The sequence below is a fragment of the Citrobacter meridianamericanus genome, from assembly GCF_041320245.1.
GTDB classification, from domain to species: domain Bacteria; phylum Pseudomonadota; class Gammaproteobacteria; order Enterobacterales; family Enterobacteriaceae; genus Citrobacter; species Citrobacter meridianamericanus.
On the sequence record NZ_CP101036.1, the window covers coordinates 2628462 to 2641412 of the forward strand.

The 12951-nt window shown below is 51.1% G+C and carries 12 protein-coding genes and 4 pseudogenes; 7 read left to right on the top strand and 9 right to left on the bottom strand.

All coding sequences use genetic code 11. The features are described from left to right. The gene (locus NMD08_RS12625) at positions 1 to 234 is read left to right on the top strand and encodes a YdcY family protein (protein WP_151219272.1); all 234 of its coding nucleotides are present in this window, start codon (positions 1 to 3) and stop codon (positions 232 to 234) included. A 60-nt stretch (positions 235 to 294) separates the two neighbouring features. Here the strand turns inward: NMD08_RS12625 and NMD08_RS12630 are convergent, their stop codons facing one another. Continuing rightward, positions 295 to 744: a DMT family transporter gene (locus tag NMD08_RS12630; RefSeq protein ID WP_151219271.1), complete on the bottom strand. Its 450-nt coding sequence runs from the start codon at positions 742 to 744 to the stop codon at positions 295 to 297. Further along, positions 741 to 1259, bottom strand: coding sequence for an L-methionine sulfoximine/L-methionine sulfone acetyltransferase (gene mddA / locus NMD08_RS12635; protein WP_187252395.1), 519 nt, complete (start codon positions 1257 to 1259; stop codon positions 741 to 743). Before mddA ends, NMD08_RS12630 begins: the two co-directional genes overlap by 4 nt. A gap of 37 nt (positions 1260 to 1296) precedes the next feature. Between mddA and NMD08_RS12640 the strand changes: the two genes are divergently transcribed. Beyond that, entirely contained in the window at positions 1297 to 1872 is a 576-nt protein-coding gene (locus tag NMD08_RS12640) for a helix-turn-helix domain-containing protein (RefSeq protein ID WP_370620188.1), read from the top strand. Positions 1873 to 1930: 58 nt separating this feature from the next. Further along, complete coding sequence (locus NMD08_RS12645; RefSeq protein WP_370620189.1) at positions 1931 to 2968, top strand: NADP-dependent oxidoreductase; 1038 nt, start codon at positions 1931 to 1933, stop codon at positions 2966 to 2968. A gap of 30 nt (positions 2969 to 2998) precedes the next feature. Here NMD08_RS12645 and pqqU read toward each other — a convergent pair whose 3' ends face one another. Then, positions 2999 to 5119 carry a TonB-dependent receptor PqqU gene (gene pqqU, locus NMD08_RS12650; protein WP_370620190.1) on the bottom strand — a complete coding sequence of 707 codons (2121 nt, stop codon included), beginning with the start codon at positions 5117 to 5119 and terminating at the stop codon, positions 2999 to 3001. A gap of 258 nt (positions 5120 to 5377) precedes the next feature. On the opposite strand from pqqU, the gene NMD08_RS12655 reads away from it, so the two are divergent. Then, positions 5378 to 6439 (top strand): YncE family protein, encoded by a 1062-nt coding sequence (locus NMD08_RS12655; protein ID WP_370620191.1) that lies wholly within the window; start codon positions 5378 to 5380, stop codon positions 6437 to 6439. Between the two features lie 174 nt (positions 6440 to 6613). Here NMD08_RS12655 and ansP read toward each other — a convergent pair whose 3' ends face one another. The 4 genes and pseudogenes from ansP to NMD08_RS12675 all read right to left on the bottom strand — a co-directional run. Continuing rightward, positions 6614 to 8056 carry an L-asparagine permease gene (gene ansP / locus NMD08_RS12660; protein WP_003833088.1) on the bottom strand — a complete coding sequence of 481 codons (1443 nt, stop codon included), beginning with the start codon at positions 8054 to 8056 and terminating at the stop codon, positions 6614 to 6616. 268 nt (positions 8057 to 8324) lie between these two features. Next, positions 8325 to 9866 (bottom strand): PAS domain-containing methyl-accepting chemotaxis protein, encoded by a 1542-nt coding sequence (locus NMD08_RS12665; RefSeq protein ID WP_187252401.1) that lies wholly within the window; start codon positions 9864 to 9866, stop codon positions 8325 to 8327. A gap of 441 nt (positions 9867 to 10307) precedes the next feature. Next, a pseudogene (locus tag NMD08_RS12670) lies at positions 10308 to 10445 on the bottom strand (zinc-binding dehydrogenase); the annotation flags it as partial. Positions 10446 to 10447: 2 nt separating this feature from the next. Beyond that, a pseudogene (locus NMD08_RS12675) lies at positions 10448 to 10789 on the bottom strand (LysR family transcriptional regulator); the annotation flags it as partial. A gap of 120 nt (positions 10790 to 10909) precedes the next feature. Here NMD08_RS12675 and NMD08_RS12680 point away from each other — a divergent pair. Further along, a complete protein-coding gene (locus NMD08_RS12680; RefSeq protein ID WP_370620192.1) occupies positions 10910 to 11527 on the top strand; it encodes a glutathione S-transferase family protein in 618 nt (205 codons plus the stop codon). A gap of 69 nt (positions 11528 to 11596) precedes the next feature. Here the strand turns inward: NMD08_RS12680 and NMD08_RS12685 are convergent. After that, positions 11597 to 11722: pseudogene (locus tag NMD08_RS12685) on the bottom strand (glucarate transporter); the annotation flags it as partial. 125 nt (positions 11723 to 11847) lie between these two features. On the opposite strand from NMD08_RS12685, the pseudogene NMD08_RS12690 reads away from it, so the two are divergent. Both NMD08_RS12690 and pptA read left to right on the top strand, forming a co-directional pair. Then, positions 11848 to 11952: pseudogene (locus tag NMD08_RS12690) on the top strand (GntR family transcriptional regulator); the annotation flags it as partial. Positions 11953 to 11986: 34 nt separating this feature from the next. After that, entirely contained in the window at positions 11987 to 12214 is a 228-nt protein-coding gene (gene pptA / locus NMD08_RS12695; RefSeq protein ID WP_151219263.1) for a tautomerase PptA, read from the top strand. 28 nt (positions 12215 to 12242) lie between these two features. Here pptA and NMD08_RS12700 read toward each other — a convergent pair whose 3' ends face one another. Continuing rightward, positions 12243 to 12815: a flavin reductase family protein gene (locus NMD08_RS12700; RefSeq protein ID WP_151219262.1), complete on the bottom strand. Its 573-nt coding sequence runs from the start codon at positions 12813 to 12815 to the stop codon at positions 12243 to 12245. Positions 12816 to 12951 lie beyond the last annotated feature (136 nt).

The following is a 12951-nucleotide window of genomic DNA, read 5'->3' on the forward strand; positions in this document are numbered from 1 at the left end:
ATGTCGCATCTGGATGAGGTTAGCGCACGGGTTGATGCCGCCATTGAAGAGAGCGTCATTACGCATATGAATGAATTGCTGATTGAACTCAGCGATGATGACGTGCTGAGCCGGGAAGATCGCTACACCCAGCAACAGCGTTTGCGTACAGCGATCGCACATCATGGCCGTCAGCATAAAGAAGATATGGAAGCCCGTCGCGAACAGTTGACCAAAGGCGGCTCTATTCTTTGATATTTCCTTGCCGGACCTTATCCGGCCTACAGGCACATTCTGTAGGTCGGATAAGCGCAATTAAAATGAGCGTCGCGCCACCAGCCAGGCTCCGACGACCAGCAGCACCGCGCCACAGACTGGCCCCACCAGCGCCCGCAGCGGCACGCCGTGGCTGCGCAAAATATCCAGCACCAACCCGCCAATTAACTGGCTGGCGACCAGCACCGCGATAGTCGTCGCTGCGCCCACATTTTGATATCCGCTGATACTGGCAAAAACGAAGAACGATCCCAGCAAGCCGGGGATTAGCGTCCACCAACGTACGCTGGAGACCAGCTCTGCAAATCCTGCCGCACCTTGCTTAAACCACAATATGCTGACAAATAATACGATCCCGACCAGCGAGTTCAATAACATGGCGATGAGGATCGTCGAGGATGTCTGCGTAATGCGCACCATCAAGGTATTTTGCACCACCAGACCAATACCTGCCGCAATCAGAAAGGAGAGGGTCAGCGTCTGGTTCATCTGCCGGCATCCGGTTCGCGACGATCGTCTAACTGCAACTGCATGAAGGTCAGATCCAGCCAGCGGCCAAATTTGGTGCCAACCTGCGGCATTTGCGCGGTGGTTTTAAAACCCAGCGTGCTGTGCAGATGCAAAGACGCCTGATTCTGAGACTCAATACCGGCCACCATCACATGCTTGCCGCATACACGAGCTTCTTCTATCAGCCTGCTAAGCAGCGCTCGTCCCAGGCCCTTTCCCTGATGCTCAGGATGGACATACACCGAATGTTCAACGGTATGGCGAAATCCATCAAAGTTACGCCAGTCGCCAAAGGAGGCATATCCCGTAACCACGCCATTATCTTCACTTACCAGCACCGGATACCCCATCAACTGGCGGGCTTCGTACCAGGAAATACGGTTTTCGGCATCGACCGTTTGATCGTTCCAGATAGCCGCCGTATGCAGTACCGCGTGGTTGTAGATTTCGGCAATAGCTGCACAGTCTTCTTTGCTGGCAAATCGAATTGACATCTTGAACCTCAAGGCTTGTTCACTATAGTATTACAATATGAATACTATTGAAGACAGCATAAATCAACGGATCGCGGCAAGAATTCGCATTGAGCGGGAATCTCGCGGCTGGTCACTGACGGAACTTGCCGAGCGCGCGGGCGTGTCGCGGGCGATGATCCATAAAATAGAACGCGGTGAAAGCAGCCCAACGGCCACGCTGCTGGGCAGGCTCTCCGGCGCCTTTGGTATCAGCATGTCTATGCTGATTGCGCGGGCCGAAATGCAGGAGGGCAAGCTGCTGCGCTTCGCTGACCAGCCCGTCTGGCACGACCCGCAAAGCCATTATTTACGCCGCCATGTTTCACCGCGCAGCGATCTGCCGATTGATCTGGTGCAGATAGAATTGCCTGCCAGCAGCGATATTCCGATGCCAGCCTCTTCTTATGTACAGGCCAGACAGCTTATCTGGCTCCAGCAAGGGGAGTTAGTCTTTGTGGAGGGGGACGTACGACATGAAATGCAGGCGGGCGATTGCCTGGAGCTTGGCCCACCAAATGACTGTCGGTTTATCAATGAAACTACACAACCCTGCGTTTACCTGGTTGTGCGGTTAAACCCTGGCGTCAGCTAAATGGCAGGTCCGGGCTGCTACTATTGATGGATTCATGCCAAAAGCAGAGGAGCACATCATGGGTCAACAGACTAATCGTAATCGCCGCTGGGTACTGGCTTCCCGCCCGCATGGCGCGCCAGTTACGGACAACTTCCGTCTTGAAGAAGATGAGGTTGCAACGCCGGGTGAAGGTCAGATTTTACTGCGCACCGTTTTTCTTTCTCTCGATCCCTATATGCGTGGACGCATGAGCGATGAACCGTCTTACTCCGCACCGGTTGAGATTGGCGGCATTATGGTTGGCGGTACCGTAAGTCGCGTAGTGTCATCTAATCATCCTGACTATCAGCCTGGCGAGTGGGTGCTGAGCTACAGCGGATGGCAGGACTATGACATCTCCGATGGGAACGGGCTGGTGAAACTTGGCGATAACCCCGAGCATCCCTCCTGGGCACTGGGCGTTATGGGTATGCCAGGTTTTACCGCCTATATGGGGCTGCTCGATATCGGTCAGCCGAAAGCGGGAGAAACGCTGGTTGTGGCAGCCGCGACAGGCCCGGTTGGCGCAACGGTAGGACAGATAGGTAAGCTCAAAGGTTGCCGGGTGATCGGCGTTGCAGGCGGCGTTGAAAAATGCCGCCATGCCACCGAAGTACTGGGTTTTGATGTCTGTCTCGATCACCACGCACAAGATTTCGCGCAACAGCTGGCAAAAGCCTGTCCACAGGGGATCGATATTTACTATGAAAACGTCGGCGGAAAGGTATTTGACGCTGTCCTGCCGTTACTCAACACGTCTGCGCGCATTCCGCTTTGCGGACTGGTCAGCGGTTACAACGCCACATCGCTCCCTGCCGGACCGGACAGATTACCTTTGCTGATGGCAACGCTGCTGAAAAAACGTATCCGCATGCAGGGCTTTATTATTGGTCAGGATTATGGTCACCGCATTCAGGAGTTTCAGCGCGAGATGGGACGTTGGGTTAAAGAGGGCAAAATCCATTACCGCGAGCAAATCACCGACGGTCTGGAAAATGCGCCGCAGACCTTTATCGGCCTGCTGACCGGCAAAAACTTTGGCAAGGTGGTTATTCGTCTTGCCGACGATGCGTAAATCGGAGGGCGGGAGTCATTCCCGCCAGTTTTACTCAAAACGCCATGCCAGATTAATTCCTAAACCGTAGTTTCGTCCTGGCGCCGGTTCGTAGTATCTGCCGTTTGACTCATTCACAATCACCGAGCCGACATAAGTTTTATCGAACAGATTATCCACCCGAGTGAACAGGTCGATCATGAGACTGCTGTAATAAAATTTATAACCGGTATTCAAACCAACAACGGTATAGGACGGGGCTTTCGCTGTATTTTCATCATTGGCCATAATGTTGCCCATATAACGAACTTCTGTTCCCGCATACCAACCTTCATCAGGCACGTAGCCCAGTGACGCAAATCCCATGTTTTGCGCTATGCCGGGCAGTCGTTTGCCGTTGCAGTTTTGATCCCCACAGACGTTGCTGCGATAAGTTGCATCAAGCCAGGTCCATGCCGCTTTTACGCGCCAGTCTCCTGCAAAACGTTGGTCCCAGGCTAACTCGGCGCCCTGACGGCGGGTTTTACCGGCGTTTTTATAGGTCGTCCTTCCACCGCTGCTACTGTCAACGACGATTTCGTCATCCGTGTTGGTCTGGAACAGGGCGGCGGTAAACAATCCGTCACCGATACGCGTTTTACTGCCAATTTCAACGGTATCATTTGTTGCAGGCTGTAGGTTAAAATTCATCCCACTCTGACCATCAGCGCGGTAAGACAATTCATTGATGGTCGGCGTTTCGAACCCGCGTCCCGCAGCCAGGTAAACGTTCCAGGCATCAGTGATGGCGTATTTTAACGACCCGGCAGGTAACCACTGGTGATAGCTGGCGTCACCGCTGTCATCTCCGTTACCTGGGGTAATATAGCGATCGTTAGAATCAAACCACACCGAACTGTAGCGAAGGCCTGCATCCAGCGAAAGCTTCTGCGTTAATTGCCACTGGGTTTGCAGATAGGGATCGAGATTCCACATCAGATTACGCTCGTTACGTCGTAAGTCGCCTTTCTGGCCATACTCCGGCACGCCTTCATCAAGGCGAAAGTTGTTGTAGCCTTTCCGGTTTTCGCTCATGTTTTCATAATTCAGACCGGTAGTGAAGGTCACGGGTATGCCCAGCTCACCACGGTGAGTCCAACGGTTATCTATCCCCTGATAATGACGCTGCAGGGTAATGACGCCTCCGGCGTGAGACGGTTTTAACTGAGGGGCCATTGGGATCGACTGGTACTGCGTGGTCTCACGTTCCCCCGCGTAGGTCATGATACTGATATCATCCTGCGCGCTAAGCTGGCGTTCATATCGCAATCCCGCCTGGGTCTGTTTGATGGTTTTTCGCGTATTAAATTGCTCTGCGCGAGGCGATTGCTGCGGATTAGACTGCCATTCCGACTCGGTAAGACCGCCGGGATCGTCGGCCTTGCTGTCTACACTATTGAAAATCAGTGTCAGTTTGCTCGCATCATCTATGCGCACGCCCAGTTTGGCATTGGCCAGACTTTTTTGCGCACTACTGCGATCGCGATATCCGTGGGTGGTAAACCGGGTTGTTGAAACGGTGTAATCCACATCCCCTCGTTGAGTACCATCACCCAGCGCGCCCGTTGCTTTTAACCCGTAGCGCCAGGTGCCAAAACTGCCGTAATAACTGCTGGCTTCAATGGTTGGCGGTTCATGACCCGTTTCAGTGCTGACATTCATCACCCCGCCGGAGGCATTGCCATACAAAGCCGAGAAGGGGCCACGTAAAACCTCAATATTTTGTACGCTGCTGATATCAATATTGGAGGTTTGACCCTGTCCATCCGGCATCGTTGCCGGGATCCCGTCGACGTACAAACGAATACCGCGGATGCCATACGTGGTTCGCGAACCAAATCCGCGAATCGACAACTGTAGATCCTGGGCGTAGTTCTGCCGATTTTGCACCTGTAGCCCTGGGACACTAGTCAGGGATTCAGACAAATTAATTCGCGGCGCTGCCAGACGCATATCTTCGCCGTTAACGACGCTGACGGCAGCTGGGGTGTCCAGCTCAGAAACGGATTGCGGCGTCGCGCTCACGATCAGCGTTTGATCGTTGATCTCACTTTCTGCCACAGCACATGGGGAGAGCAGGAAAGACAGTAATGAAACAGGAAATGCAATAAAGCGAGCTGAAAAAATCGTCATGAACAAGGCCAGTAAATGATGTTTACGCCGTAAAATCGGCGGTAATCATGTGAATATTTTTATAAAAGATGAAATTTAACGCTGTTGAATTGCGGTAAATAACCGGACAACCAAAACGATTGTAGTCAATATGTGAATAAGTGCTCCACTTTGAGATGAATAATGATTACTATTCTCATTACTACAAAGCAAAACTATGATTTTGCGCATTGAAGCTATGTGAAGCAGTAACAAACGAATTTTTCAAAGGGAGTCGTCATGTCTTTACGTCATCTGTTTTCACCGCGTCTGCGTGGTTCATTACTGTTAGGTTCACTGCTCGTTGCATCATCTTTTACTACGCAGGCTGCAGAAGAACTGCTGCGCAAAGCCGTGGGTAAAGGCGCCTATGAAATGGCGTACAGCCAACAAGAGAACGCACTGTGGCTGGCAACCTCGCAGAGCCGCAAACTGGATGTCGGCGGGGTTGTTTATCGTCTTGATCCAGTCACCCTCGAAGTGACTCAGGTTATTCATAACGATCTCAAACCGTTTGGTGCCACCATTAACAACGCCACGCAAACGCTGTGGTTCGGCAACACGGTAAATAGCGCGGTAACGGCGATGGATGCCAAAACGGGCACAGTGAAAGGGCGTCTGGTGCTGGATGCGCGTAAGCGTTCTGAAGATGTTCGCCCGCTGCAGCCGCGTGAGCTGGCCGCAGATGACGCCACGAACACGGTATACATTAGCGGTATTGGTAAAGAGAGCGTGATTTGGGTGGTGGACGGTGATGCCATTAAACTGAAGGACACCATTCAAAATACCGGCAAAATGAGCACCGCTCTGGCGGTCGACAGCAACGCTAAGCGCCTGTATACGGCCAATGCAGACGGTGAATTCATTACCATCGATACCACCACCAACAAAATTCTCAGTCGCAAAAAGCTGCTGGATGATGGCAAAGAGCATTTCTTCATCAACCTGAGCCTGGACACGGCGGGTAACCGTGCATTTGTCACCGACTCTAAAGCGGCAGAAGTGCTGGTAGTCGACACCCGTAATGGTAACGTACTGGCTAAAGTCGCCGCGCCGGAATCCCTGGCCGTGCTGTTCAACCCGGTGCGTAACGAAGCCTACGTGACCCATCGTCAGGCCGGAAAAGTCAGCGTGATCGACGCGAAAACTTATAAAGTCATCAAAACGTTTGATACCCCAACATTCCCGAACAGCCTGGCGCTCTCCGCCGATGGTAAAACCCTGTACGTCAGCGTGAAGCAGAAGTCTACACGCGAGCAGGAAGCTACCCAGCCGGACGATGTTATTCGTATTGCGCTGTAATTAACCGGAGGGGGAAACCCCTCGTGTCATTTCTCCAAACCCTACGATACGCCTCGTCAAAGCTGGATAAAAAGACGGGAATGCGCGGGGAATTAACAGCAATGACGTCGCGCAGTTGATTGAAACTAACTAAAAAAGAAGGCCTGAAGGATTAACCTGTCAGGCCTTTTGTCATTACGGCGCAGTGCGGTGAATTTCAGCAACGCGCTTACGTACACCAAACCAACCCGCAACCAGCAGGATGGCTATCAGCGGTAATGATGCGATGGTATAAGTACCGTTCGGATAGTCAAACGCCATCAGTACCAGCACGCTCAGCAGGAACAGCAGCGTTAACCAGGAGGTAAACGGTGCGCCCGGCAGTTTGAAGCTGACATCTGCCGTTTTGCCTTCTTTGATGGCCCGGCGCAGACGCATCTGACAGACCATAATAAATCCCCACGACGCAATAATGCCCAGCGACGCGAAGTTCAGCACGATCTCAAACACCTGCGATGGCACCAGATAGTTCAGGAATACGCCAACGACATACACGACCAGCGTGGCGAGGATCCCAGCCCAGGGTACCTGTTGACGGCTCATTTTCGCCATAAACTTCGGCGCAGATCCGCCCATCGACATGGAACGTAAAATACGCCCGGTGCAATACAGCCCGGAGTTAAGGCTGGAAAGCGCCGCAGTGAGCACCACAATATTCATGATACTGCCGATGTACGGCACACCCAGTTTGGAGAAGAAGGTGACAAACGGGCTTTGTCCTGCCTGATAGGCGTTCCATGGTAGTAACAGAACCAGCAGCACGACAGAACCCACATAAAACAGACCAATACGCCAGATAACGCTATTGATTGCTTTTGGCACCATCGTTTGCGGATCTTTGCATTCACCGGCGGCAGTGCCCACCAGTTCAATAGAGGCAAACGCAAAAACCACACCCTGTACAAGTACCAGCGCTGGCAACAGGCCATGCGGGAAGAATCCGCCGTTGTCGGTAATCAGGTGAAAACCCGTGGCGTTACCATCAAGCGGCTTTCCGGTACCTAAAAATACGGTCCCCACCACCAGAAAAATGACAATCGCCAGTACTTTAACCAGTGCAAACCAAAACTCCATCTCTGCGAACCACTTCACGCCGATCATGTTCATGGTGCCGACAATGGCCAGTGCGCCGAGGGCGAATACCCACTGCGGCACATCGCCAAATGCGCCCCAGTAATGCATATACAGCGCCACTGCGGTGATATCGACAATGCCGGTCATTGCCCAGTTGATGAAGTACATCCAGCCCGCCACATAGGCGGCTTTCTCACCTAAAAATTCACGAGCATAGGAAACAAAACTGCCGCTGGAAGGGCGGTGTAAAACCAGTTCACCGAGCGCGCGCAGTATAAAGAACGAAAAAATACCGCACACCAGATAGACCAGCGCCAAAGCAGGCCCGGCCATCTGCAAGCGTGCGCCTGCGCCTAAAAACAATCCGGTACCAATTGCGCCGCCAATGGCGATCATTTGCACCTGTCGATTGCCCATCGCTTTGTGATACCCCTCTTCGTGAGCATTCAACCAGCGTCGTTTCGCCGCATGTTGCTCTGCGGCTTGCGTGTTGTTTGTGTTCATTACGTTTCCTGTTGACCTGACAAAAATTCAACGTCCTTTTTGCCGCACCTGCTGCGGCGAAAACAGCGTTACCCTTCATTGTGTTACGAGGGAAAACAGCCGGCCGAGCATCCTACATTCAATTGATCGGTTCCGCAAAGCCCCGATAACAAGAATTCAGTATTTTTGTACAGCCATAGCTGGCCTCGATTCAGCCAATAAAAAAGAAGGGGGTTAATACAAGGAGAGGCGCACTTATCGAGACATTTACCCGATAAGCGCAGCGTGTTTATGCCGATGCGCCAAAGACCTGAACGGCCTGCTGTAAACGTGATGAACGCTGGGTCAGATCGGCAGTCGCGTCAGTGACACGTTCCACCATCTCTGCGTTATTGTGCGTCATGGTGCCAACGCGTGAAATCGAATCATTAATCAGATCCAACGCCTGGGTTTGCTCGCGGGTGGCCAGACTAATGTCTTTGATCATCATCGACATCTGCAGTACATCGCCAATCATCCCGGTGAGATGTGTTTCCGTTTGCTCCACCATTTTGACCCCGCTATTCACGTTAGCGACGTTTTTTTCGATAAGTTGCTTGATCTCTTTTGCCGCGGACGCTGAGTGCTGCGCCAGATTTCGCACTTCTGCCGCCACGACGGCAAAACCACGGCCGGACTCCCCGGCGCGCGCCGCCTCAACTGCGGCATTGAGCGCCAGAATATTGGTCTGAAAAGCGATGCTGTCGATGACGCCAATGATGTCAACGATCTGCCCGTTGTCACGCGATATCGCCTGCATCATGGCGATAGTTTGTTTCATGATATCGCCGCCTTCTGCAGCGTTGGCGCTGGTTTTATCGGCCATAGTCATGGTATGAGCCGCCGTTTCAGCGGTTTGCTGTACTGCACTGCCAATTTCTTCAATGGCCGCAGCCGTCTGTTGCAGGTCGGCTGAGGTTTCTTCTGAGCGTTTATGCAGCGCCGTACCTTCTTTTGATACCCGTTGACTGATCGCGCGAATGCCGGAGATTTGCGTACTGACGTCATCGACCAGTGAATTCAGGTTAAGTCCGGACTGATTAACCAGCCGCATCAGCATTCCGATCTCATCCACCCGATTTAAATGACAGTTATCAGGTTTTCGTCCGGATACCACTTTTTTCATTTGCGTCAGTAGCGTATTAACTGGCTGACAAATTTGATACTTAAGGTAAATAGCAAGCATAAGAAATAATATTAACAACCCACCCGCCTGAATAAATGGGTTGATAGGGGCGAACTGAAATAACAAAGTGAGCAGGGCGGCTACTCCTAAAGAATAATTGACGCGCTGGCTAATACTCAGCCATTTAAACATAGAAGCCCATGCCATTATGCCGCGACGAATGATAATGCCTTTATAAAGCCGAAAGCCTTTAAACTGCTGACTATTAATTTTTTGGTATAAGCTTTCACTATGAGTTATTTCATCACGCGAAGGAACGGTACGCACCGAAATGTAGCCAGTGAGCTTTTCATTGTGCCAGACCGGTGTAACGTTGGCGCGAACCCAGTAATGGTCGCCATTCTGCCGACGGTTTTTCACCATCCCTGTCCAGCTCTCTCCCTGCTGTAGCGTGTACCACATATCGGCGAACGCCGCGGGAGGCATATCAGGGTGGCGAATAATATTATGCGGTTCGCCCATTAATTGCTGTTCGTTAAATCCGCTGGCATCAATAAATGCGGAGTTGGCGTAGGTAATATGACTTTCTTTATCCGTCGTAGAAAGCAGCGTCGCTTTATCGTTAAGTCTGTGCTCAATTTGTGTAACGGGCGTGTTACTTTTCATAGAGACCCCATGATGGTATGTAAAATCCATACAAAAAATCCCCGCAATGAAACCAGGGGATATTAAAAGTTGTTTTAAATAAGTCTTAATAAGAAACGCTGCATTCTCTACTAATCATCAATTTTGTGAAAGTACTTAAAATAAAAATTTCCATTTAAACTATTCATTTGTTGTCATAAAAGTTAAACAATTAATACAAACATATAACGCGAAAGGCGGTTTGCCCTGACCTAAGTTAAATTAACTGCTATCTTACTGTTGAAATAAAACAAACTCAAAAGTATATTTTTTTACAGGGCGGATAACATCCCTATTATATTTTGTAGTGTACGCATACAAGATTTTTTAATCAGGAAGTGATAGGCATAGTGAAAATATCGCGCCAGAAAGAAAGCGCTGTCAGGAGCGCACCGTGAGGCACAAGGCTGCGCCGCACAGGGATTACAGGGTGACGACGATTTTCCCCACCTGACCGTTGGCTTCCATGTAGCGATGCGCGTTGACAATGTCATCAAAAGCGAAGGTTTTATCAATCAGCGGTTTGACCTGACCGGATTGCAGTCCTTCAAAGATAAACCGTTATCCGGGTAGCGCAACTGGAAATCGTTCAGGGCCGGGACTAATACCGAATGCGCCAGCGACAGGGGAGCGTTCACCCTGAGTTTTCCGCGCGGAGGGCGAGTGGGTGAGAAAGAGGTCATGATGTCATCAACATCACCAAGTAAAATTTTTGTGCGCTGATAAAAAGCGTCGCCCTCATCAGTCAGACTCACTTTGCGGGTGGTGCGCTTAAGCAGCTTTACGCCCATCGCTTTGGTTACAGCAGGGCGATGCAGGTGTAACACATCGGCGGCTTTGGCAAATCCGCCTTGCTCCACAACCTGCACAAAAATGCTCATGTATTTAAACATACTGGAACGCATCTCTTACTCTCCTGGTGTTCGCTCTGGCACGGGTATTGTTATTATTAGAGTAATAATGATGACTGCATAGACTCACGAATGCTGCTCTACACTTAGGGTTTTAACATTGAGGGTTGCAGCATGATGAAAATCTATGGGGTGCCGGGCTGGGGATCGGCCATCAGTGAAGTTATGCTCACACTGGCGGAAATCCCTTATCATTTTATTAATGTCGACGGTTTTGACAGTGACGGCCCTCAGCGGGAGTTACTTAAAAAAATGAATCCGCTATGTCAGGTGCCCACACTGGTGCTGGAAAATGGCAATGTGATGACGGAAACGGCAGCGATCGCGCTGATGATCCTCGATCGTTGCCCTGAACTTGCGCCACCCGTTGGACACGCCGAACGCCAGCAGTTTCAGCGCCTGCTGATTTGGCTGGTGGCAAATGTCTATCCTACATTTACCTTTGCCGACTATCCCGATCGCTGGGCGCCAGATGCTCCGGCGCAGTTGAAAAAAAACTGCATTGAGTACCGGAAATCTCTCTATATGTGGCTGAACGATCAGCTAAACGCCGAGCCGTACGCGTTCGGCGAACAGCTCACGTTGCTGGACGTTTATATTGCTGTTATGCGCACCTGGGGGCCAGGGCATGACTGGTTTCAGGACAACACGCCGAATATTAGCGCCATCGCTGATGCGGTTTGCCAGCATCCGATGCTGCGAACTGTCCTGAAAAACAATAAGATTATTTGAATAAAAAAACGCTGTTCCGCAGGAGTGCAAATCCCGGAACAGCGGGCGAACTATCGCCATAAGGTTAAATTACTCGACAGCAGGGGTCAGCGTAATACGATCCAATGAACCCACGATAAACAGATAAGAAATCAGGCCAATCAGCCCCATCGAACCGACGTACTGAATGGCGTAATCAAAAGACTGAGGATTGTCACCCATCACGGTGAGCAGGGCGCTAAATAACCCGCAGTTGGCGCGCCCGAAAACCGTGGAAAAAGTGATACAGGCGGTGGCAGACTATTTGCTGAACAAAGGTTATCGCCGTCCTGGTTTGCTATGGACAGCGCGCCGCCTCTCTGCTTGCCGATCGTATCGAACAAATCCCGCGTGAAGACGATATTATTGATGTCGGATTTCACCTGGTTGAACGAGAGTCTGCATAAGTAACCTGCATCCCAAAACAATAAGGAACCTGTCATGCCGCACGTTGATATCAAATGTTTTCCTCGCGATCTGAACGAAGAACAGAAGGCCGCACTGGCGGCGGATATTACCGAAGTCATTATTCGTCATTTACAAAGCAAAGAGAGTTCAGTGAGCGTGGCGCTGAATGAAATTGAGCCCGAGGCGTGGCAGGGCGTGTGGGATGCCGAAATTGCGCCGCAGATGACGAGGCTGATTAAAAAACCCGGCTACAGCATGTGAAAGTAAACGGGCGATTATTGCGCCCGTATTATTCAGCCGCTGTTATGCGTTTCCCGCTGGTGACAAACGTTCCGGCGCCAAGATGATGCAGGGTATTGAGTAGGCCATCATCAAACTGCCAGCGTCCCTCAACGAAGACACGCTCATCAGCGGCAGCAGATACCACTTCGCCAAACAGGGTGTCATATTTTTCCTGTGCCGCAGTTGCAGGCAGCAGACGACACTCCATCCAGGCCAGACATTTCGCTTCTATTAACGGTAATCCCAGTACCGGACCTTTTACCACCGGAATACCATAGCAGTTAAATTTATCTTCTACGCGACCCGAAACGCTGCCTACCGCCCAGGTCCAGTTGGTGGCGGCCACGCCCGGAATAACGATGCCGAACTTGCCGCTACGCTCAATCAATTCACGCGACCAGGCGGTTTTATCGACAACAATTGCGATCCGCGGCGGTTCAAACTCCACGGGCATTGACCATGCCGCCGCCATCACATTGCGCCGCTCGGTATGCTCATCCCGGCTGGTGATTAGTATCGTAGGGCCGTGGTTAAGCAGCCGACTTGCATGTTTTAATTCGATTGAACGGAAATGGCTCATGGATGCTCCTGGTCTGAGAGATAACACGCCACAATAGATATAGATATTAACGGTATTAGCGATTTTGTCGCCTCGTCTTGAGGAACAACGCACAATTTCGACAGCGTAAAATTAAAAATGCGTTATAAGTACTGCA